The 20,547-nt window shown below is 58.0% G+C and carries 19 protein-coding genes; 2 read left to right on the top strand and 17 right to left on the bottom strand.

All coding sequences use genetic code 11. From position 1 onward, the window contains the following. Positions 1-108: 108 nt before the first annotated feature. From C8N31_RS10825 to C8N31_RS10840, 4 genes are all read right to left on the bottom strand, one after another. Entirely contained in the window at positions 109-1,164 is a 1,056-nt protein-coding gene (locus C8N31_RS10825) for an ABC transporter ATP-binding protein (protein WP_025049772.1), read from the bottom strand. A gap of 9 nt (positions 1,165-1,173) precedes the next feature. After that, positions 1,174-2,076, bottom strand: a complete 903-nt coding sequence (locus C8N31_RS10830; protein ID WP_025049771.1) for a carbohydrate ABC transporter permease — start codon at positions 2,074-2,076, stop codon at positions 1,174-1,176. A 3-nt stretch (positions 2,077-2,079) separates the two neighbouring features. Beyond that, positions 2,080-3,108: a carbohydrate ABC transporter permease gene (locus tag C8N31_RS10835; RefSeq protein ID WP_025049770.1), complete on the bottom strand. Its 1,029-nt coding sequence runs from the start codon at positions 3,106-3,108 to the stop codon at positions 2,080-2,082. An 86-nt stretch (positions 3,109-3,194) separates the two neighbouring features. Further along, complete coding sequence (locus C8N31_RS10840) at positions 3,195-4,433, bottom strand: ABC transporter substrate-binding protein (RefSeq protein ID WP_025049769.1); 1,239 nt, start codon at positions 4,431-4,433, stop codon at positions 3,195-3,197. 311 nt (positions 4,434-4,744) lie between these two features. Between C8N31_RS10840 and C8N31_RS10845 the strand changes: the two genes are divergently transcribed. Further along, positions 4,745-5,893 carry a nuclear transport factor 2 family protein gene (locus tag C8N31_RS10845; protein WP_025049768.1) on the top strand — a complete coding sequence of 383 codons (1,149 nt, stop codon included), beginning with the start codon at positions 4,745-4,747 and terminating at the stop codon, positions 5,891-5,893. A 60-nt stretch (positions 5,894-5,953) separates the two neighbouring features. Here the strand turns inward: C8N31_RS10845 and C8N31_RS10850 are convergent, their stop codons facing one another. The 12 genes from C8N31_RS10850 to C8N31_RS10905 form a co-directional block, all read right to left on the bottom strand. Continuing rightward, positions 5,954-6,724: an SDR family oxidoreductase gene (locus C8N31_RS10850; RefSeq protein ID WP_025049767.1), complete on the bottom strand. Its 771-nt coding sequence runs from the start codon at positions 6,722-6,724 to the stop codon at positions 5,954-5,956. Beyond that, on the bottom strand, positions 6,724-7,647 hold the full coding sequence (locus C8N31_RS10855; protein ID WP_025049766.1) for a dihydrodipicolinate synthase family protein: 924 nt from the start codon (positions 7,645-7,647) through the stop codon (positions 6,724-6,726). Before C8N31_RS10855 ends, C8N31_RS10850 begins: the two co-directional genes overlap by 1 nt. Before the next feature lie 8 nt (positions 7,648-7,655). Then, positions 7,656-8,315: an aspartate/glutamate racemase family protein gene (locus C8N31_RS10860; protein WP_025049765.1), complete on the bottom strand. Its 660-nt coding sequence runs from the start codon at positions 8,313-8,315 to the stop codon at positions 7,656-7,658. Further along, on the bottom strand, positions 8,312-9,763 hold the full coding sequence (locus tag C8N31_RS10865; RefSeq protein ID WP_037918919.1) for an amidohydrolase family protein: 1,452 nt from the start codon (positions 9,761-9,763) through the stop codon (positions 8,312-8,314). The genes C8N31_RS10860 and C8N31_RS10865 overlap by 4 nt, the downstream gene beginning before the upstream one ends. Continuing rightward, positions 9,760-11,193, bottom strand: coding sequence for an ABC transporter substrate-binding protein (locus tag C8N31_RS10870; protein WP_025049763.1), 1,434 nt, complete (start codon positions 11,191-11,193; stop codon positions 9,760-9,762). Before C8N31_RS10870 ends, C8N31_RS10865 begins: the two co-directional genes overlap by 4 nt. Further along, positions 11,190-12,224 (bottom strand): ABC transporter ATP-binding protein, encoded by a 1,035-nt coding sequence (locus C8N31_RS10875; RefSeq protein WP_037918917.1) that lies wholly within the window; start codon positions 12,222-12,224, stop codon positions 11,190-11,192. Before C8N31_RS10875 ends, C8N31_RS10870 begins: the two co-directional genes overlap by 4 nt. After that, on the bottom strand, positions 12,221-13,219 hold the full coding sequence (locus C8N31_RS10880) for an ABC transporter ATP-binding protein (RefSeq protein WP_037918915.1): 999 nt from the start codon (positions 13,217-13,219) through the stop codon (positions 12,221-12,223). Before C8N31_RS10880 ends, C8N31_RS10875 begins: the two co-directional genes overlap by 4 nt. After that, entirely contained in the window at positions 13,216-14,088 is an 873-nt protein-coding gene (locus C8N31_RS10885) for an ABC transporter permease (RefSeq protein WP_025049760.1), read from the bottom strand. The genes C8N31_RS10880 and C8N31_RS10885 overlap by 4 nt, the downstream gene beginning before the upstream one ends. 7 nt (positions 14,089-14,095) lie before the next feature. Next, positions 14,096-15,061 carry an ABC transporter permease gene (locus tag C8N31_RS10890; protein WP_025049759.1) on the bottom strand — a complete coding sequence of 322 codons (966 nt, stop codon included), beginning with the start codon at positions 15,059-15,061 and terminating at the stop codon, positions 14,096-14,098. A gap of 76 nt (positions 15,062-15,137) precedes the next feature. Continuing rightward, a complete protein-coding gene (locus C8N31_RS10895; RefSeq protein WP_025049758.1) occupies positions 15,138-16,697 on the bottom strand; it encodes an ABC transporter substrate-binding protein in 1,560 nt (519 codons plus the stop codon). Between the two features lie 90 nt (positions 16,698-16,787). After that, positions 16,788-17,189, bottom strand: a complete 402-nt coding sequence (locus C8N31_RS10900; protein ID WP_025049757.1) for a VOC family protein — start codon at positions 17,187-17,189, stop codon at positions 16,788-16,790. 104 nt (positions 17,190-17,293) lie between these two features. Further along, a complete protein-coding gene (locus tag C8N31_RS10905; protein WP_025049756.1) occupies positions 17,294-17,941 on the bottom strand; it encodes a GntR family transcriptional regulator in 648 nt (215 codons plus the stop codon). Positions 17,942-18,059: 118 nt separating this feature from the next. On the opposite strand from C8N31_RS10905, the gene hydA reads away from it, so the two are divergent. After that, the gene (gene hydA, locus C8N31_RS10910; protein ID WP_025049755.1) at positions 18,060-19,469 is read left to right on the top strand and encodes a dihydropyrimidinase; all 1,410 of its coding nucleotides are present in this window, start codon (positions 18,060-18,062) and stop codon (positions 19,467-19,469) included. Positions 19,470-19,472: 3 nt separating this feature from the next. On the opposite strand, the gene C8N31_RS10915 is transcribed toward hydA, so the two are convergent. Next, positions 19,473-20,486 (bottom strand): LacI family DNA-binding transcriptional regulator, encoded by a 1,014-nt coding sequence (locus C8N31_RS10915; RefSeq protein WP_146173126.1) that lies wholly within the window; start codon positions 20,484-20,486, stop codon positions 19,473-19,475. Positions 20,487-20,547 lie beyond the last annotated feature (61 nt).

Raw genomic sequence — 20,547 nt, forward strand, 5'->3', positions numbered from 1 at the left:
GCCACAACATCCCGCACCTTCGCGTCATCTTCTGCTTTTTCTGTCTCGGGCTTGCTGCGCTTGAGAAATTCGATCGCCATTGCTCTTATCCTTGAAATCTAAGTTGTTTTAGTCTTGCGCGATCCGCGCCCCTGTCTGCGCGTCGAACAGGTGGCAAATCTCGGTCGGAATGGCACCTGTCACAGTCTGGTCAATCTCGGCGCGATAGTCCTTGTTGGTCTTGATCGATACCAACGCACCGCCCTGACGCCATGTGATCATGGTGGCATCGCCCAAAAGTTCCACTGAATAGACCGGTCCGGTGATCTGGCCGTCCGCCTCACAAACATCGGCGTCTTCGGCACGGAAACCCAAGGTCACCGGACCGCTGTGCCGGGTTTTCAGGCCTTTGATTGTCATGCCTTCGGCAGTGAAGGTGCCGCCATCAATCCGGCCATCGATCAGGTTCATCGCGGGGGATCCGATAAAGCTGGCCACAAAAGTGTTGGCGGGTGTGTTGTAGATTTCGGTGGGCGTGCCAACCTGTTGGATCTCGCCTGCGTTCATCACCACAACGCGGTCGGCCAATGTCATCGCCTCAATCTGGTCGTGGGTGACATAGACCGTTGTCACCTTCAGCTTGCTTTGCAAGTTCTTGATCTGCGCACGGGTCGAAACGCGCAGCTTGGCGTCCAGATTGGACAGCGGTTCATCCATCAAAAACACGGTCGGTTTGCGTACGATGGCACGGCCAAGCGCCACCCGTTGCCTTTGCCCGCCGGACAATTCGGCGGGGCGGCGGTGCATGAAATCTTCCAGCTCCACCATGCGCACGGCCCGCATCACCATCTCGTCGTGCTGGTCCTTGGGCACGCGGCGCACCCGCAGCGGAAAGCGGATATTTTCATAGACCGACAGGTTCGGATAAAGACCATAGGATTGGAACACCATGGAGATATCGCGGTCTTTCGGCGGCAGATGGTTCACCACCTGATCACCCAGCAGGATCTCGCCCTCGCTGACCCCTTCAAGGCCCGCAATCATCCGCATGGTCGTGGACTTGCCGCAACCCGACGGGCCCAGCAGCACCAGAAATTCTTCATCCGCAATATCGAGGTTGAGGTCTTTCACGCCGACAAAGTCGCCCCATCGCTTGTTGATATTTTTGAGTTGAAGTCGGGCCATGACAGAGACCTATCCTTTGACTGCGCCAGCGGTCAGGCCGCTGACAATTTGGCGTTGGAAAAACATGATGAGCACAAAAAGCGGGATGATGGCCGAGACCACAGCGGCGACCGCATACATGACCTTGCCCTCTTCTTGCGTCGAGCCGAGGAAGCTGTTGATCTTGGGGATCATAGTGGCGTTCGTTTCGGTCAGCAGCATCGAGGTGGTGGTGAAATCGTTGTAGGCTAGCAGGAAACTGAACAATCCGGTGGTCACTACGCCGGGCCACATCACCGGGATGATCGCCAGACGAAACGCTTGGAACCGGGTACAGCCATCAACCATTGCGGCCTCATCCAGATCTTTGGGTATAGACAGGAAAAAGCTGTGCAGCATCCAAAGGGTGAAAGGTTGATTGATCGCCACCAGCACGATGATGGTGGTCGGCAAATAGCCCCAGATATTCAGTTGAAAGAACGGCAACAAGTAACCTGAAACCAGCGTCACATGCGGCATGGCACGAAACACCAGCGCGGCGATCAGGATCCAGAAGGTGTAGCGAAAGCCGGACCGCGCCAACGCATAGCCGCCCAAAGTGCCCAGCGTCAGCGAGATCATTGTAACGCAAAGCGTTACGATGCCGGTGTTCATCGCGGCACGCCAGAATTCCTTTTCGATCCAGGCGCCGCGATAGCCATCAAGGGTAAAGGCACCGCCGGTTTGCGCAGTGGTGGCGGGACCGGCGATTGCGTTCATCCAATCGGCGCGGGAAAAGAAATCGCCCTCCGCCTTGAACGACCCCCATGCTGTCCACAGGAATGGAAAGGCCGCGATGAACAACCAGACCAGAACGAATGCTACCGAAAGGACCGCAAGCGCGGTGGATTTCTGCGCCGCTGGATTGTCACTGGATGTTTGGAACAGGGCCATGGCTCAAGCCTTTCGGTTGAATTCGCGGGCGTTGCGGAACAGCACCGGCAGCAGCAGGATGATCACACCGATGATCGTCAGCATCGACGTCGCGGCAGCGGACCCAAAGAGCGGGGTCTCAGCCTCGCGCAGGTCGGTGTAGATCAGATAGCTCAGCGAGGTGGCGCTGGCGGAGGCAGAGAAACCGATGATTGGCTCAAAAATCCGGAAGTTGTCCATCAGCTGCATCAGCGCCACAAAGGTCGCCAGCGGCAGCAGATAGGGCATCACCACAAAGCGGATCTGCTCCCACCGGTTGGCGCCATCGACCATGGAGGATTCCAACGTATCGGAGGGCACGGTTTGCAGTCCGGCGTAGAAGACAACAAAGGCAAAGGGCGCAGAGTGCCAGACGCCGTAAACAAACAACGTGACCCAGGTCAGCGTCGGGGAGGCCTTGAGCGATAGCGATGGATCGGCAAAAAGGTATTGCAGGAAAGCCCCCACAACACCGCGGCTGTCGATCATCCAGAACAGCACCAGCGAGCCCACCAGCGGCGTGACGATCATCGGCAGCAGGGAAAAGAAGATCACCGGCCCCTTGAGAAAACTCGGGATCGAATTGACCACCACGGCGATGATAAACCCAAAGACAATCACCAGCGGCGTGACGATAAATGTATATGACAGCGTAAAGATCAGCGCCTTGTAGAACGGCAGGTTCATGATCCGGTCGCGGATTTCGCCAAAGTTCTCAGAGGTCGCTACAATCTCGGTGATCTCATCAGTCGCGAGGTGGCTGGAGTTTGTGTAAGTGTCCAACCCGTTGAACCGTCCGGCGGGAGAGTCTTCGCGCACTTTGCGCATCGCATCCTGATCGACCGCCACTTCGGGTGTGCAACCAAACGGGCCGCAGGTTTCGGTTTCGATCATGATCTGCTCATGTTCGACAAACATCGACTGATAGGCGACCGAGATAATCGGAACGGCGATGAACAATGCCATTGCCAGCAGTGACGGCCAGATGAAGGCCATAAATTCCTTGTGGGTCATAGCGGCCCCTGCCCCCCATTAGCCGGATACGGATCGAAGATTAGTAAGGGGGCTTTTACGCCCCCTTACAATGTCTGGCACAAAGCTTAGTTCAGAAAACCCGCTTCTTTTGCCGCAGTGTTGTAGGCGGCGGTGATGTCATCCAATGCCTGCTCGGCGCTTTCGCTGCCTTGCAGATATTCAATCACATTGTCCCCCAGTGCCGTGTGCAGGAGGCCCATGTAAGGGACCATCGGATAGGGGCGTGCCTTGCCTTGGAGATTGGCAACAACACCGTCAGCAGCAGGGGTTGGCGCATAGCCATCCACCAGCCAGACAGCCAGCTCCTGGTTCTCCGCGATCACTTGGGGGGAGATTCCCTTCATCATTGCGCGGAAGGAAGCTTCGGCATCCTCGTCAGAGATATTCTTGGCGATGGTGAACCCATCCCACCACAGCGCCGCAGACGGAACGCCGCCATCCATAAGCGCCGGCATCGCGGCAAGCGCTGTTGCTTTGGCGATCTCCGGTGCAGGGCTGTCGTCGCCGATATAGGCGCTGGCCCGTGAGCCCCAGGATGTTACAAAGGCAAGCTCGTTTGCCTCCCAGATCGGTTTGACGCCATTGGTGTCATAGGTCACGTAATCGGGGCTCATGTAGTTGGTCATCGCCTTGAGCGTTTCGAGCGTCTTCATGCCGTTGGCATTGTCGATATCCAACTCAGCAGATCCCGCCTTGAAGAAATCACCGCCGGTGCCGAGGTAGGCGTTCACAAACTCCGCCGCGAGGTTCCAACCGGGCTTGAAGTTCGCCGCCAGTGGATATTCCATCACGCCTTTGTCTTTCAGCATTTTGGAGGCTTCGATCAGTTCAGCATAGGTGCCGGGCACCGCGATGCCGTGCTCTTCCAAAATGTCCTTGCGATAGAACAGGTGCTGCGCGTTGGCCATAAAGGCAATCGCCATCACCTTGCCGTCCACCTTGATCAACTGCTGCGGCAGCAATTGTTGTCCCCATTTTTCAACATAGGCATCCAGCGGGCGGATCAGATCTTCGTTCAGCAGTGGCACGATGGAGTTTGTCGCAACAATCGGCACAGTATAGCTGGCCGGGTTGGTGGTCAGCGCAGGCACCTGAATGTTCTTGTGTTCGGTCGTGGCGTTGCTCGTGACCTCGACACTGTCATTGGCGCAGGTCTTGGCCGCGTCCGCGATCACATGCAGGGCTTCAAAGTCGTTGGACAAGATCCGGACCGAGCCACCCTCGATGCCGCAATCGGCCAAAGCTGCTGTGGTCGACATCGCCAGACCACAGGCAACAAGTGCTGTTGTGAGTTTGAATTTCATTGGAAACCTCCCATTGGTTTTTCTTTTCCCCTCCGGCGTCCGGAACTTGCCCAAACACCGCCCGAAACCCGATTCCGAGTCTCGTTGTGGCCTCAGTTGTGCATATTTTGAATACGCATTCAAGCTTAGATTTTGCGCTCCTCTTGGTAGCGATTTCGATCATTTCTCCCATTTACCTATGATTACTTAAACTTTTGACTTGAAATTACTGCTAAACGCGCAAGCTGATGGGTCGCCCATAAAGAAATATTTGCAAGCGTATTCATATCTGAGTAGCCTTTCATCCAAACCCCCGATTCTGAAGGTGACCCATGAATAAACAGCAGCCCCCCAAACAAGCGCCAGCCGCAAAAGCCCCCGAAGTTCTTCAGGCAGAGCGCCTTGATTTTGTTGATCTGGTCCCGGATGACCGGCCAAGGGCGCAACCCATGCGCGGGTTTGATCCGATCTACACAGACATTGTGGATTACATCATCCGCTGCACCCACAAGATTTGGGACGAACGTGATGTCGGGCTGATTTACACCCATTATACACACGATTGCGTGGTCTACGGCGCGACCGGTACGATCTACACCCGCGAGCAGGTTGTGCAGGACACCATTCAACGCATGTTCATGCTGCCCGAACGGCGCGGCATGGCCACTCAGGTGATCTGGCGCGGTAATGAAGATGACGGGTTCTACACGTCGCATCTGGTCACCGGCTCTGGTCGCCATACCCAGCCGGGGGTCTACGGCAAACCGACGGGCCGCAACTTTGTCGCCCGGACCATCGCGGACTGTATGGTTTTCGAGAACAAGATTTACCGCGAATGGCTGGTTGTGGACAGCATGGCGCAGATCAAACAGATCGGCCTTGATCCGCAGGACTATGCTGAAAATCTTGCGCAGGGGTATTTTGACAAAGGATTGCTGTCCATCGACATCGGTGAAAACGGCCGCCTGTCCGGGCAATATCCGCCCGAAGCCAAACCCGATCTTGAGATTGCGCATAACGACCTAGAAGAACAGGTTCTGATCTGGTTGAACGACATTCACAATCGGCGGATGTTCGGCAAGATCAACGAGGTCTACGCGCCAACCATTCAATACCACGGTCCGCTGATGAAAGAACTTTATGGGCAGGCGGCGGTGATCCACCAGACGGTGGGCTTTTATGCGTCCATTCCTGATGGCCATTTCATGCCGCAGCATATCTGTTCCGTGCCTTGCGACGAAGGCGGTCACAAAGTGGCGATCCGCTGGGTGGTTGAGGGGCACCACCTTGGTTGGGGTATTCTGGAAGATCTCGGCGCACCAACCGGAAAACGGGTTCAGGTCATGGGCATGACCCATTTGCATATTCGCGATGGCCGGATTGTCGATGAATGGGTGAACTATGACGAAATGTCGATCCTGATGCAGGTCAAATTGGCACAGATGGCAGACCGGCCCAGCGCGGTTTTGCCAGAGGCCTAAGGTCAAAAGACCGTCCCCCATGGTCTTTGCCATGGGGGACGGCCGCGCTTGCGGTGCGCCCTAGATGCTTTTGATAGATCCGCCGTCAATACGGATCTTGGAGCCAGTCACATATCCGGCCCGCGCAGAGGCAAGGAATGTGACAACATCGGCAAATTCTTCCGGCTTTCCATAGCGCCCCGCAGGAATGGTGGCGCGGGATTTTGCCGCGACGTCCGCCACATCGGTTTCGGTGCGTTTGGCAGCGGCCGCGTCCAGTTCATCAACCCGCTGTGTATGAATCCGGCCCGGCATCACGACATTGACGGTGATCCCGTCCCCTGCCACCTCATTGGCCAATGTCTTGGACCAGCCCACCACGGCAGAGCGGATACCGTTGGACAGTGCAAGGTTCGGGATCGGCTGTTCAACACCGGATGAGGTGATCGAGACAATGCGCCCCCATCCGCGCCCCTTCATCGCAGGCAGCAACCGTGTGTTGAGGTGGAACAGATTGGCGGCCATCGCCTCAAAATGGGTCAACCACTGGCCGCGTTCTGCTGATTGTGCGGTACCGGGGGGTGGGCCGCCGCCGTTGTTCACGATGATATCGACGCCGCCATCTTTGAGCAGCTCGTCAACCACCCCGTCCACTTGCGAAAGATCCGCCAGATCCAGCGCCAGCGGTGTGACATCCGTCATGCCCTCTGCCCAATCCGCAATCTTGTCGCGGCTGCGTGCAGCGGCAAAAACTGTTGCGCCTTCGGCAGCCAGCGATTTGGCGATGGCCATGCCAAGACCGCGGCTGGCACCCAACACAAGCGCCCGTTTTCCGTTCAGTTCGAGATCCATCAGCCCAGTTCCTTCAATCGTTGTTCTTGTCGTTCAATCAAACGGTCCACTTCCGCGCGACTGTTTGCCGACAAACCCGCGCCCGGTTTACGCAGGGCGTCATGGGCAATGATCCCGCGCCGGGCCAGTGTGTATTTTCGGATGGCAAGGCCCATGCCCGGCTGTTGCTCAAAACGGGCCAGCGGCAAATAGGCGTCAAAGATATCGCATCCGCGTTCGGCCTCTCCCTTGGTGTAGTGTTCGACCACGCTGACCATCATCTCTGGGTAGGCAAAGCCGGTCATGGCACCATCGGCCCCGCGTGCCATTTCCTCGGGCAGGAACAACCCGCCATTGCCGCAGAGGATCGACAGCGGCCTGTCCAGCGCGCCCGCCTTGCGCAGCGCGGTGATTTTTTCCAACCCCGGCCAATCCTCATGCTTGAGGCAAACGCAGGTTGGCAGATCGTTGACTATTCTGGCGATCACCTTGGGCGCGATCTGCACCCCTGTGACCAGCGGGAAATCCTGCAAGACAAAAGGCACATCGCCGATCAGCTCGGCCACCTGGCTGTAATAGGTCACGATTTGATCATCGGTACGCAGATTTCCAGGCGGTGCCACCATCACACCGGCCGCGCCAAGATCCATCACCATCTGCGTCAAGGCCCCGATCTGGGCAAAACCGGGGGCGGACACGCCCACAACCACCGGCACCCGGCCATCGACACGGGCCAATATCCGCGCCACCACATCACGCGATTCCTCAACTGTCAGCTTGGGTGCTTCGCCCATCATGCCCAAGACCGTCAGCCCTGTTGCACCTGCACCGAGGTAGAAATCCACCATCGAGTCGCAGCTGTCCATGTCGATGCGCCCGTCCGGGTGAAAGGGCGTCACGGCGATCACAAAGACGCCTGCAGCTTGGGGAGTAAGTAAAGTCATTGTTGGTCCTATCGTGTCTTTTGAAGTGCCACCCGCCCGATCGCCATTGCAGTGGCGGCCTGACAAGGTTCGACCACCGGAATACCGAGGTGGGTCTCAAGTTCGGTGCGAAAGGCGGTCATGCCCGCGCAGCCCAGAATAGCGACGTCCGCCCGCGCGGTGTCACGCAGATGCGCGCCCACGGACTTGAGCCGCTCAAACGTGCGGGTTTCATCGGCCAGTTCGGCCACCCCCAGTTCCAGCGGGTGATCCCCCGCCAGCCGGTCCATCACGCCCATCGCGCCCAGGTATCGCATGTGCCGCGGTATGCTGGTGGACAGGATGGAGATGATGCCGAACCGTTGGCCCAGGGTCATCGCCGTCAGGATAGAGGCCTCCGCAATGCCCAGTACCGGATGGTTTGATTGTTCGCGCAGCGCCGCCAGCCCCGGATCGGAATAACATGCCACGACAAAGGCGCTGGCGTTTTCTTCCAGTGCCGCGCAATGGGCCAACATTGGAGCCACGACCCCATCCACATGGGCTTGCGTTTCAATGCCCGGCGGCCCTTCGGCCAAAGTCCGCGCCTCAATCGGCACCGGCGCGGCAGAACGCATCGGATCCACGGCGCGGTCAATGCCATCCGTGACAAACTGGCTGCTGTTGGGATTGATCACATAGATGGTCATGTGGGTGTTGCCTCTCTTCCCCAAAAATCATCCGGCAGGGCCATATCGGCCTGGCCGCCACCGATACGTTGCAGCATCACGGCACATTGCCGCGCTGCATCGGCGAGGATCTCATCCTCATGCACCTGCGTTGCACGGCCATCCTCAAGCACCATGGCCCCGCCAACCATCACATTGCTAACATCATTGCCATTTGCAAAACAGACCAGCCGGTGCAGCGGCATGTTGGGCGGGAACAGATGCGGGCGGCGCAGATCAACGGTGATGATGTCGGCGCGTTTGCCAGTCTCCAAAGACCCGATATCGCCTTCCATGCCCAAGGCCCGCGCGCCGCCAATCGTGCACATTTCCAGTGTCTGGCCGATGGGCAGGACATCTGCATCCTGAAAATGCTTGCGGTGATAATGCATCGCCTGCTGCATGTGGCGGAACATATCCGCTGAGCGGTCGGGCGCGGTCGCGTCCGAGCCAAGCGCAACCGTCGACCCTTGCGCCATCAGCTCAATCGCGGGGCAGCGCCCCGAAATGGAGGCATTGGCGGAGGGGTTATGGGCCACCTTGGTGCCTGTCTCGGCGATCAGTGCGATCTCGTCATCGTGCAGATCAATGCAATGGGACAGCAAGGATTGCGGCCCTAACAGCCCCAGCTCATGTGCCCTGCGCACCGATCCACGCCAGTGTCCGTCTTGGGTAAAGATCGCGCCTTTGTCTTTGGCAAATTGCCGGACCGCCTGGCTTTGTGCGCAGGCGGCGGCATAGTCTTCGGGCGCCATGTCGCGCTCATGTTCGCCGCGCAAGACAGGATAGAGCATGGCGATGCGGATCGTGTCATCTGCCTTGCCGTGCCATTCCTCAAAGATGTGTTTGCAGGTTTCGAACTGCTGCTCGAAACTCACCGGAAAGGTCGTGCGGGTGCCGCTATTCCAATGGGCATAGTCAATCGGATGCGGGGCGCGGGTCGGCCCCACGGCAACAACCGACCGGGTGCCGACGGACAGCACCCCGTCGCAATGCGCCTTGGCATAGGCCGGATCGTCTGTGCGCATGATCGTATCGCCGCCGCCCAGCAGGGATACCCCGGTGGTCACACCAAACCGCAGCCGCTCCAACGCGGCAAGGCGGGCCTCGGCAAACCAGAACGCCGCGTCCGAGGCTTGGGTGTAGACCTCGCCGCAGATCTCCTCCCAACGGTTCCCATTGTGCATACCGATGGATTTGATCAGCCCGTGGCCGGCGTGGGCATGCACATCCACAAGGCCCGGCAGAATGATCTGATCCGTGCAATCAATGACCTGCGCCGCGTGCACCTGATCGGCCAGCGCCGCAGCCGCGCCCAAGGCGACGATACGCCCTCCCGCAACCGCCACCGCGCCACGATCCACCACGTCACGCTGTACGTTCATCGTGACTAAGCAGCCGCCGGTAAAAAGCGCATCTGCCTCAATCATGGCAGTGTCTCCAGTTTTGGCAATTGTCGCACGTCAATGACCCCGTCCGCTGGCATTTCGAAATCCGGGTTCGCGCCCCAAAGGCCAATCACCCGGACCGGATTGTAAAGTGTCAACCAAGCCGGATCATCCTGCAACAGCCTATAGGCCTCCTGCCAGATCTCGCCCCGCAGGTTGCGGTCGGTTGTCACCCGGCCCTCGTCGATCAACGCTTCGATCTTGGGGTTCTTGTACCCTTGCCACCACGATCCTTTGACCCGCCCGTCGATCTTTTCATAAAGTACGCGGTAGGTGCTCATCGGACTGGAATCGAACACGCAAAGATCGGCGATCTCCTTGCGGCGCACCATATGGGCGTAGTCTTCCCGCTCCGGATGCACGGTGACCGCCAATGTGATCCCGACCTCGACCAATTGCGCGGCCAGAGCTGCGGTCAACCGTTCGGCCTCATCAGGCAGCCGCGTCGGGCAATCCACGCTCAACGTCAGACCAGAGCCATGCCCGGCTTCGGCCAACAGCCGCATGGCAGTTTCTCGATCCGTCGGGATCGTGGCGTCTTGGCAGGAGCCATAATGATTTGGACTAACGAACCCGTGCAGCGGCTGCGCCGCGCCAAGCATCACAGTTTGCACAATCGCGTCCCGGTCTACCGCGAGGCTCAACGCCCGGCGCACGCGCGCATCGGCCAGCGGCCCCTGCGCGGCGTTCAGCAAATAGATGATGGCGACCGGCGACAAATAGGTGTGGCGCATAGCGCCCAACCGGCGGGAGGCCTCAAAATCCAGCCCATTGGCAATGGCTACTTCACCGCGCTCCAGCATCGCAAATCGCTCTGCCGGGTCATTGACAAGCTTCCAAGTAATCTCAGCATTGGCGGGCGTTCCGGCAAAGTGATCCGCAACGCGGGTAGCGGTGATCTGGGTTTCATCAACCGATTGCAGGCGGTACGGGCCACTGCCGATTTGCACGGAATAGTCCTTGGCATCAAGGGCGGCAAAAGCAGCGGGCGCGACGATGAAACCTTGCTCCAACACATCAAGCAAATCCGCCATCGGGGCGGCCAGCCGCACGGACAACCGATGCGGGCTCAGAATTTCCAGCGCTGCTCCGCCAAGAAATTGCCGCCATACAGCAGGCGCCCCAAGGGTATAGCCTTTGTCGGCCCGCGCCATACGCTCAAGGCTCGCAGCGACAGCCGTTGCGTCACAGGCGGAACCGTCATGAAATGTCACGCCCTCTTGCAAATCAAAAACCCAATGCCGCGCATCGTCGCTCACGGTCCAGCTTTGGGCCAGATGCGGCACAAAATCGGTGCCCGCACGGCGCACCAAGGTATCATAGATCGCATGCAGGATCGGCAGCTCGTCACTGGCATCCGTACAATCGTGGGGGTCGTGAATGCCTAAACGCGCCTGTGCGATTGTGGTCATGGGCGATCCCTTTCCGGTTCATCCGTCAGGTGGCATGCCACGGTTTGCCCATCGCCCACATCCTGTAGCGCGGGGCGTTCGCGGGCGCAGCGGTCCCATGCAAAGGGGCAGCGGGTCCGAAAACAGCACCCCTCCGGAAGATCAAGCGCCGATGGCACTTCGCCGCTGAGCACAATTTCCTCGCTGCTGCGTTTGGGTTTGATGCTGGGCGCCGCAGAAAGAAGCGCACGTGTATAGGGATGGCGCGGACGCGAGAACAAAACGTCACGCGGCGCGTTCTCAACCATGAAGCCCAGATACATCACGCCAACACGGTCCGCGATGTGATGCACCACTGACAGATCGTGACTGATGAACAGATAGGCCAGTCCAAATTCGTCACGCAGGTCTTTCATCAGGTTCAGGATTTGGGCCTGAATGGACACATCCAAGGCCGAGACCGGCTCGTCCGCCACAATCAATCCCGGCGTCACCGACAGTGCACGGGCAATGCCGATCCGTTGCCGCTGCCCGCCGGAAAACTGGTGCGGATAACGCCCGGCATGTTCCGCGTTCAGCCCCACCCGCGCCAACAGTTTTTCAATCTGATCAGGCACGGCCTTGCGGTCTGCGGCGGTCTTGGCTTGCTCCAGCAATGGCTCTGCCACGATGTCGCGGACTTTCTGGCGCGGGTTGAGCGAGGCGTAGGGATCTTGAAAGATCATCTGCATCTTGGCGCGCACTGGCAGCATCTCGGCGAACCCGTGACCGGCGATATCTTCGCCATCGACGTGGATCTCGCCAACGGTCGGTTTGTAGATGCGGGCAATGGTTTTGGCGACAGTGGATTTGCCGCAACCGCTTTCCCCAACCAACGCCATGATCTCGCCCCGGCCAATGGAAAAGCTCACACCATTCACGGCCCGGACAATCGGATTCTCAAGCCGCAACCCGCCACTGTCCAGCTTGAGCCGGTCCAAAAGGCCGCCGCCAATGGGGAAGTGCATTTCGAGGTCGCGCACCTCCAGCATGGGATCAGGGGTCAAAGTCATGCAAGCTCTCCCGGTTTGAGGGGGAAATGACACGCCGCCCAAAGCGAGCCATGCTGCGCCGTGAGGGTTGGCTCACGCTCCGCACAAAGCGCTTGGGCCCGTGGGCAGCGATCCTTGAAGTTGCACCCTTTGGGTAGGTTTCGGATGTCCGGCACCGATCCGGGGATCTGCTTCAAACGGTCATGGCGTTCGGCGGTGTCCGGGATGCTGTCGATCAGGCCCCGGGTATAGGGGTGGGTCGGCGTCTCGATCAGTTCTCTGGTTTTGCCGCGCTCCACAACGTTGCCGCAATACAGGACCGTGATGTGATCGGCCATTTCGGACACCACCGCCAAATCATGGGTAATCAGGATCATCGACGCGCCCTTGTCCGCAATCTGTTGCCGCATCAGCTTGAGGATCTGGCTTTGGATGGTCACGTCCAACGCGGTGGTCGGCTCATCGGCTATGATCAGCCGCGGCCGCGCCAGCATGGCAATCGCGATCACGACCCGCTGCCTCATGCCGCCAGAGAACTGGTGCGGATAGGCCTTGAGACGTTCCTCAGCCCGGCTGATGCCGACGCTTTCCAGCATGTCGATACAGGCCTGCTTGCGGGCCGCGGCATCCAGATCAGAGTGCAGGCACAAGACCTCGTCCATCTGGCGTCCCACTGTGTGCAATGGATTGAGCGAGGTCATCGGATCCTGAAAGACCATCGAAATCTCGCGTCCGCGCACTTGCCTCAGCCGGTTCTCACCCGCGGAGACCAGATCTTGCCCGTCCAGCAGGATCTGCCCGCCCTCGATCTTTCCGGGGCTGTCGATCAGGCCAAGGATGGAAAACCCGACAACCGATTTGCCGCCGCCGCTTTCTCCGACGAGGCCCATCACCTCGCCTGCGCCGACTTCGAAGCTGACACCATTGACCGCTTTGACCGTTCCGGCAAAGGTGTGAAAATGGGTGTGCAGATCCTGCACAGCAAGCAACGGCTTTGACTTGATTTGCCTGGTCATTTGAGCCTCGGATTAAGTTCGTCGCGCAGGAAATCGCCAAACAGGTTGATGCCAAAAACCAAGGTCATGATGGCCACGCCGGGAAAGACCGAGGTCCACCACAGACCGCTGAACAGCACGTCAAACCCGTTCTTGATCAACAGGCCCAACGAAGGCTGGGTGATCGGCACACCGACACCCAGAAAGCTCAGCGATGCTTCGATCAACACGAAGGTGCCGACCTGAATGGTCGCGATCACGATTAGCGGGGTCAGCACATTGGGCAAAACATGTTTGCGGATGATTTTGCGGTTGGACAGCCCGGCCACCTTTGCCGCCTGCACGTACTCCTTTTCGATCTCCGAAAGGGTCGAACCGCGCACTGTTCTGGCATAGACCACCCAGCCCACGGCAGTCAGCGCAATCAGAACCTTGTCGATGCCGGTGCCCACGGCGGACATCAGAAACAGGGCAATCAGGATTGAAGGGAATGACAGTTGAATGTCGGCAATCCGCATGATGATCGCATCGGCAATGCCGCCATAAAAACCCGCGATAAGGCCCAGCAGTGTGCCAAGCGTACAAGAGGCGATCATCGCCACCAGCCCGATAAACACCGAGATCCGCGCACCATAGAGGATCGACGCCCAGACATCCCGCCCCTGCCCGTCTGTGCCAAGCGGAAACCGCGGATCGCCGCCCTCCAGCCACATGGGCGGTTTGTAGCTGTCCATCAGGTTGAGCGCGGCAATATCATAGGGATCTTGCGCCACCAAAAACGGGCCTGCCAGCACCGCAAAGGCAAAGAACGCCATAAGCGCACTGCCAATGATGGCAGAGGAGCTGCGCTTGTAGTTGTGAAAGAATTCGGATTGGAAGAAGCCAGTCATCATATGCTCATTTCAGCGTGATGCGCGGGTCGATCAACGTATAGACGATGTCGACGATAAAGTTGATGACCACAAAGATCAGCGCCACCAGCATCAGGTAGACGACAATCACCGGGCGGTCGGCGCGGTAGATGCTGTCGATCAACAATTTGCCCATGCCGGGCCAGGAAAAGATCGTTTCGGTGATTGTCGCGAATGCGATCAGATCACCCAATTGCAGACCAAAGATTGTCACCACCGGGATCAGCGCGTTTTTAAGCCCGTGTTTGTAAAGCACATCCCGCCGCGTCGCCCCTTTGGCGCGGGCAAATTTCATAAAGTCCTGACGCCCCACTTCCATCATGCCGGCACGGGTCATGCGCAGCAAAATGGCCATGGTGCCAAGGGACAGGGTGATTGCTGGCAACATGATGTGATGCCAGCCGTCCCACGTCAGCAGGCTGATCCGCAAACCAAGAAATTCTGCGGTGTCGCCACGACCGGATGAGGGAAAGACCCCCCAATGCACAGCAAAGAGGTAGATCAACACCATGCCGACCCAGAATCCCGGCAAGGATATTCCTAGCAGCGATCCAGCCATGATGACCCGGCTGATCCGGCTGTTGGGGTTGGCACCGGCATAAACGCCCAAAGGGATCGCCACCACAATGGCAAGCGCCATGGCCACCAGAACCATTTCGACCGTGGCTGGCATCCGTTCAAGAATGAGGGTCATCGCAGGTTGGCGGAACACATAGGAATTGCCAAAATCGCCCTGCACCAGACTGGTCAGAAACTTGCCGTATTGCACCAGCAACGATTGATCGAGCCCCAGCAAACGGCGGGCCTGTGCGATCTCGGCGTCTGTGGCGTCAATCGGGACAACCATGAACACCGGATCCCCCGTGAAACTCATCATCAGGAAAACAATCACCGAGACCACCCAAAGAACGAGGGTCATCTGGATCAAACGTTTGAGCAGATATCCGAACATCAGCGCCGATCAGCCTTGTTTGATAGGGAAAAAATGGCCCCAACGCGCATTGGGCGTGCCAGGGCCAGTTACGGGGTTATTTGACGTCCATGTCGTAGGCCCACAGGAACTTGTCCACGCGCGGCTCAAGCATCACGCCATCACGGGCGGCGTAGATGTCTTGCTCATAATGCAGCGGGATCATCGGGACATCGGCCATCAGGATCTTGGTCGCTTGCTGCAAAAGCGCGTCACGCTCTTCGATCTTGGGGGTGGAATCCGCCTGATCAACAAGTGCATCCATTTCAGCGTTGGAATAGGAACCACGGTTCACCTGTCCATAGCCGTCTTTCTTGCCCCGTGAATAGAACAACGCACCATACATGGACCCGGCATCGCCCGACGGCACGTCCCAGCCGCTCATGATAAAGCTGGAATTCTCTGTCGGCACACGGATGTAGCCCCAGAAATTCGACTTGGGCATGATGTTCAGTTGCAGATCAATGTTGATCTTGGCCAGCATCGAGGCCAGCGCCTGTGCAATCTGGGCATCGTTCACATAGCGGTTGTTGGTCGCATCCAACGTCATGGTGAACCCGTCGGCGTAGCCTGCCTCGGCCATCAGCGCCTTTGCTCCGTCAATATCCAGCGGATACATCTCGCGGAAGTTCATGCCATCGACATGGCCAATGTGGGATGAAGGCACATATTGATCCGAGGGTGTTGCCAGCCCGTTCATCACAATCTTGTTGATCGCGTCCACGTCAATCGCCTGTGCAATCGCCGCCCGGACCCTTTGGTCGGTCATCGGATTCTTGCCCTCGATGGTCGGGGATTCCTCCCGCATGTCCATGGCCAGTACGACATTCAATAGACTGGGCCGTGTGATGACGCTAAACCCGCCCTCTTTCTTCACGCGGTCCACGTCGCGCACGGCAAGATCCTGGATCACGTCCACTTCGCCGGTCAGCAATGCCGCCGTGCGGGTGGCCGGATTGGTGATCGGGCGGAATGTGACCTCTTTGATCTTTGGTGCCCCGGCCCAGTAGCCATCAAAGGCCTTCAGAACCAGTTTTTCCTCTTTGATCCATTGATCCAACATATAAGGCCCGGTGCCCATAGGCTTGAGGTCCATATCGGTGTCACCGGTGGCGGTGGTATATTCCTCATCAAGGACCAACAATTCCGCCAGATCATTGGGCAAAACCGCATAGGGTTTGGGCGTTGTGATCTCGACCGTTGTATCATCCACTGCCGTGATGGAGGCGATGTTTGCCACCAGATCAGGACGGATGGATTCGCGGGCCTTTTCGACGGTGAAAACAACATCCGCTGCAGTGAAGGCATTGCCGTTGTGGAAGGTCACACCATCGCGCAGATTAAAACGCCACGTGGTCTCATCGACATTTTCCCAGCTTTCAGCAAGGCCCGGCCCAAAGGACAGATCCCCCGCACGCTTCACGAGCGGATCATAAAGGTGGTAATACATGATGTTGGACGACAGCTCTTCTCCCGCGAGGGGGTAAAGATGGCTGGGATCGGATGTCAGACCGATGGTCACGGATTTGCCTTCGGCTTGGGCCATGCTGGCCGCCGCAGCAAGAACCGCCACCCCGACAGCTCCGGCCCGAAGGGCGGTTTGAGACAGATATTTCATGGAAACTCCTCTGGTTGGTCGCGTTTGCGAAAAGTAGAACCGGACGGTTTGCCGCCCTTGTTGTGGTTTGGGTTAAATGGGTTTGGGTGATCAGTGCCCCGGCTTCGCGGTCTGCACCTCGATCTGGTATCCCTCGGGATCGTTCATAACAAAGGCGCGGATGCCCAGCTCTGCGCTGTCGCGCGGCTCCGTCAGCCCATCAACATTCCGAGAGGCCGCCCAGGCATGCCAAGCGTCCACATCCGGTACCCGCAGGCACAATTGTACGGTCTTGGCTTCAGCCCAGTTCTGCATGCCGCGGGCCTCATCGACGAGGCCAACATGGGCCTGCCCGTCGATCCGGTAAATTTTTGACCAGCCTTGATCAATGGCCAGATCGAAGCCAAGCACAGTCTCGTAGAAGGCCATCGCTGCGGGCAGGTCACGGTAGTACTGAAAGGTGACTGCCAGAACGATCCCATCATCCGGACGCTTTACCTGTGTCGAAGTCATCTAGTCACTCACTTTGGATCAATTTGGTATCCGGACGGTATACCATTTGAACACCGAGTCAATAGGCCTCTCCTAAATCCCCGCGTAGGCTGCAGGGGCGCGGATTAAAACGGGTGGTAGATGTGTGAAATAATGGCTTCGCGCACGTTGCTCAGGTGCAACTTCATCGCCGCTGAAGCAGCGTCAGGCGCTTGCGCGGTGATCGCGTCAATGATCGCCAGATGCTCATGGCAACCGGGCAAAAGCCGATCGGGAATCGACCCCTGATCGAACATCCTGGTCTTGTTCTTGAGGCCCTCTATCAGCTCGACCAATATGTTGGATCCCGCCAGTCGCGCAATCTCAAGATGAAGATCCCGGTCAAGTTTGGAATGGGTGCGCGGGTCGGGTCGCTCGCCCTCGATAAACCCAACGATCTGCGCCCGTAGGTCCAGCAATCCATCATATGAAGACTTTGAAATAGCGGCCTTTTTTGCAGCTTCGCACTCCAACAGGCTGCGGGCGTGAAGGATCTCCATAATGTCGCCCAGCGAGACGCTGCTGACCATGGGTGTGCCCCCGGCAGACCGGGTCGCGAGGCCTTCGCTGATCAGCTGGCCAATCGCCTCGCGGACGGGGGTGCGCGACACACCAAGCCGGTCGGCAAACTTCTTTTCGCGCAGCAGGGTGCCGGGTTCCAACGTGCCATCGAGAATCATCGCCTTCATCCGCTCAAACGCAGAATTCCCCAAGGTTTGGACGGGATCGGCCATTGTTTCTCCTTCGCTGCTTGCTCGACTATGTCATATTTATATCCGAGGCATCTTTAAAGATATGAGAAATGGTATACACTGAGTATTTCAATATGCAAAATTTGGCGTTGGACCGGGCATGAACAGCAAGACATTCGATCTCATCATTCGCGGCGGCACCATTGTAACGCCGCAGGGCATGCAACATTCTGACGTGGGCGTCACCGGCGGGCAGATCACCGCGGTCGCGCCGGATTTGCCCGACAATCAAGCCGAGGTAATTGATGCAGGCGGCCATCTGGTCTTGCCGGGCGGCGTCGATACACACTGCCATATCGAGCAGATTTCTGGCGCAGGGCTGATGAATGCCGATACCTTTGAAACGGCAACGCGTTCCGCGGCCTTTGGCGGCACAACCACCGTGGTGTCTTTTGCCGCGCAGCATCCGGGACAGAAGATCAAACAGGTCGTGGCAGAGTATGCTGCACTTGCCCAAAAGGGCGCGATGATTGATCACGCCTTCCATATGATTGTTGCCGATACGGCCAATGGCAATTTGACCGATGATCTGCCCAGGTTGATCGCGCAAAACCACCGTTCAATCAAGATTTTCACCACCTATGACAAGGTTCGCCAAGACGACAAATCCATCCTCGATATTCTAGATCTGGCTGCTCGCGATGGCGCATTGGTATGTTTTCACGCAGAGAACGACGGGCTGATCCGCAACATGACCGATAAACTGCTGGCGGAGGGCAAAACCGCACCGAAATACCACGCCGCGTCGCATCCGCGCGAAGCAGAAATCGAGGCAATTGACCGCATGTGCCGCTTTGCCAAATTCACTGGCGCACGGATCATGATCTTTCATGTTTCCACCCGCGAAGGGGCAGAGATCGTCCGCAAGGCCCGCGCCGAAGGTGTGAATGTGCAGGCAGAGACCTGCCCGCACTACCTGTTTATGACAGCGGACATTCTGGAGCAGGACAATCCGGCACGGTTCATGTGCTCTCCGCCGCAACGAACCACCGATGATCAGGATGCCCTTTGGGACGCCATTGCGGATGGCACGTTGTCACTTGTCACTTCCGATCATGCGCCCTACCGGACGGACGCCAGCGGCAAGTTCGCCAATGGGCGTGATGCCCCGTTCAACAAAATCGCCAACGGCATGCCCGGGCTCGAGACCCGTTTGCCACTTATGTTCAACGCCATGGTCACCCAAGGGCGCGGCGGGCCGGAAGCGTTTGCTCGCGTCACCGCAACAGCCCCCGCGCAGGCTTTCGGATTGCTGAACAAAGGCGCGATTGCACCGGGCTTTGATGCAGATATAGCAGTCTGGAACCCTGATTTGAGCCATACCTATGGCGCCAATGATCTTAAGGACAATGTCGGGTATAACCCGTTTGAAGGCACCACGGTGACAGGCATACCAGTGACTGTTCTGTCACGGGGGCAAGAGATTGTCCGCGACCGCGTATTGCACAGCCTGCCCGGTCATGGCGCTTGGCAACCGATGACATGGCAGGGGAATCGGCGCGACACGTAAGGGTCACCCTCCGCCTCGCATGGGCGCAAGATGGGTATTTCGTGCAACAAACGAGGCCTCGAACGACCTCTTGTTAACGGGCTGTTCTTCGGGCCGGCAATCGGCAAGGCGGGCCGCCTCCTGTGCCAGCTCATCCACCTGCATTGCGATAGTGGACACGCCCCCGCCCAGCCAAGCATAGTAAGACGGATCGCCATACCCGACAAAACCTGCGCCCTCTACTGCACCTTGATCTGCCTCCAGAAAAACGCTGAGCGCTCCGTTTGAAATTTCAAACCCGCCACAGACAATCGCCGTCACATTGCCCGCTTCCAACAATCGCGCCGCATTTCGTTGGCCGGTGCTAAAATCCGGGGCGCCTAGTGTGATCAAGCGCTCATCACTCGCAAGGCCCGCCGAGGCGAGCCCAGCTTCAAACGCCGCTCGTCGCGCCCGCCCCGAGGACAGCCGTTCATCCGCACCTATATAACCGATGGACCGATGCCCCAGTCCTGCCAAATGCTGCACAGCTTCGCCAATGGCCCTGTGGTCCTCAACCAGTATGGAGGACGCAGGTTGGCCCATGTCTTGTTCCCGGATCAGCTGGATCACATTCACCCCGTTGAGGTGAGCCGAGACATTCCGAACCGCGCCCGGCGCCGGCACGTGGATCACCGACATTGCCTGAACCTCGTGCAATCGCTCGAAGGCGCGCAGCTCGGTTTCGGGGTCATCATTCGTCAGATGGATGATCAAATGCAATGAATGATCTTCGCAAGATTGCGCCAGCGTATTGGCAAAGCGGGCATAGAATTCATTGACGATATTGGGAAGCAGCAAGCCAACAATCTTTGTCCCGTCGCCGCGCATGGCCTTTGCCGCGGCGTTTTTCACATAGCCAACTTTGCGGGCATGATCCTGAACAGCTTTGCGGGTGTCGGGCCGCACATTCGGATGATCCGAAAGCGCCCGTGACACTGTCATATGTGAAATTCCCAGATCTCTGGCAATGGACTTGATGGTGACGCGATTGCTCAAGAAAGAATCCTATTGGTTTTGGCGCAGGTTAGCATTTCTGGTTTGGATGTGTTGACAAATA

This window comes from Sulfitobacter mediterraneus, assembly GCF_003054325.1.
Classification (GTDB): domain Bacteria; phylum Pseudomonadota; class Alphaproteobacteria; order Rhodobacterales; family Rhodobacteraceae; genus Sulfitobacter; species Sulfitobacter mediterraneus.

Excerpts from the sequence above, each read along its gene's own strand:
- C8N31_RS10880 (WP_037918915.1), bottom strand. The coding sequence starts at position 13,219 with ATGACCAGGCAAATCAAGTCAAAGCCGTTGCTTGCTGTGCAGGATCTG.
- C8N31_RS10870 (WP_025049763.1), bottom strand. The coding sequence starts at position 11,193 with ATGACCACAATCGCACAGGCGCGTTTAGGCATTCACGACCCCCACGAT.
- C8N31_RS10905 (WP_025049756.1), bottom strand. The coding sequence starts at position 17,941 with ATGGCCGATCCCGTCCAAACCTTGGGGAATTCTGCGTTTGAGCGGATG.
- C8N31_RS10845 (WP_025049768.1), top strand. The coding sequence starts at position 4,745 with ATGAATAAACAGCAGCCCCCCAAACAAGCGCCAGCCGCAAAAGCCCCC.
- C8N31_RS10865 (WP_037918919.1), bottom strand. The coding sequence starts at position 9,763 with ATGATTGAGGCAGATGCGCTTTTTACCGGCGGCTGCTTAGTCACGATG.
- C8N31_RS10900 (WP_025049757.1), bottom strand. The coding sequence starts at position 17,189 with ATGACTTCGACACAGGTAAAGCGTCCGGATGATGGGATCGTTCTGGCA.
- C8N31_RS10860 (WP_025049765.1), bottom strand. The coding sequence starts at position 8,315 with ATGACCATCTATGTGATCAATCCCAACAGCAGCCAGTTTGTCACGGAT.
- C8N31_RS10840 (WP_025049769.1), bottom strand. The coding sequence starts at position 4,433 with ATGAAATTCAAACTCACAACAGCACTTGTTGCCTGTGGTCTGGCGATG.
- hydA (WP_025049755.1), top strand. The coding sequence starts at position 18,060 with ATGAACAGCAAGACATTCGATCTCATCATTCGCGGCGGCACCATTGTA.
- C8N31_RS10890 (WP_025049759.1), bottom strand. The coding sequence starts at position 15,061 with ATGTTCGGATATCTGCTCAAACGTTTGATCCAGATGACCCTCGTTCTT.
- C8N31_RS10885 (WP_025049760.1), bottom strand. The coding sequence starts at position 14,088 with ATGACTGGCTTCTTCCAATCCGAATTCTTTCACAACTACAAGCGCAGC.
- C8N31_RS10830 (WP_025049771.1), bottom strand. The coding sequence starts at position 2,076 with ATGGCCCTGTTCCAAACATCCAGTGACAATCCAGCGGCGCAGAAATCC.
- C8N31_RS10895 (WP_025049758.1), bottom strand. The coding sequence starts at position 16,697 with ATGAAATATCTGTCTCAAACCGCCCTTCGGGCCGGAGCTGTCGGGGTG.
- C8N31_RS10875 (WP_037918917.1), bottom strand. The coding sequence starts at position 12,224 with ATGACTTTGACCCCTGATCCCATGCTGGAGGTGCGCGACCTCGAAATG.
- C8N31_RS10835 (WP_025049770.1), bottom strand. The coding sequence starts at position 3,108 with ATGACCCACAAGGAATTTATGGCCTTCATCTGGCCGTCACTGCTGGCA.
- C8N31_RS10855 (WP_025049766.1), bottom strand. The coding sequence starts at position 7,647 with ATGACTTTACTTACTCCCCAAGCTGCAGGCGTCTTTGTGATCGCCGTG.
- C8N31_RS10850 (WP_025049767.1), bottom strand. The coding sequence starts at position 6,724 with ATGGATCTCGAACTGAACGGAAAACGGGCGCTTGTGTTGGGTGCCAGC.
- C8N31_RS10825 (WP_025049772.1), bottom strand. The coding sequence starts at position 1,164 with ATGGCCCGACTTCAACTCAAAAATATCAACAAGCGATGGGGCGACTTT.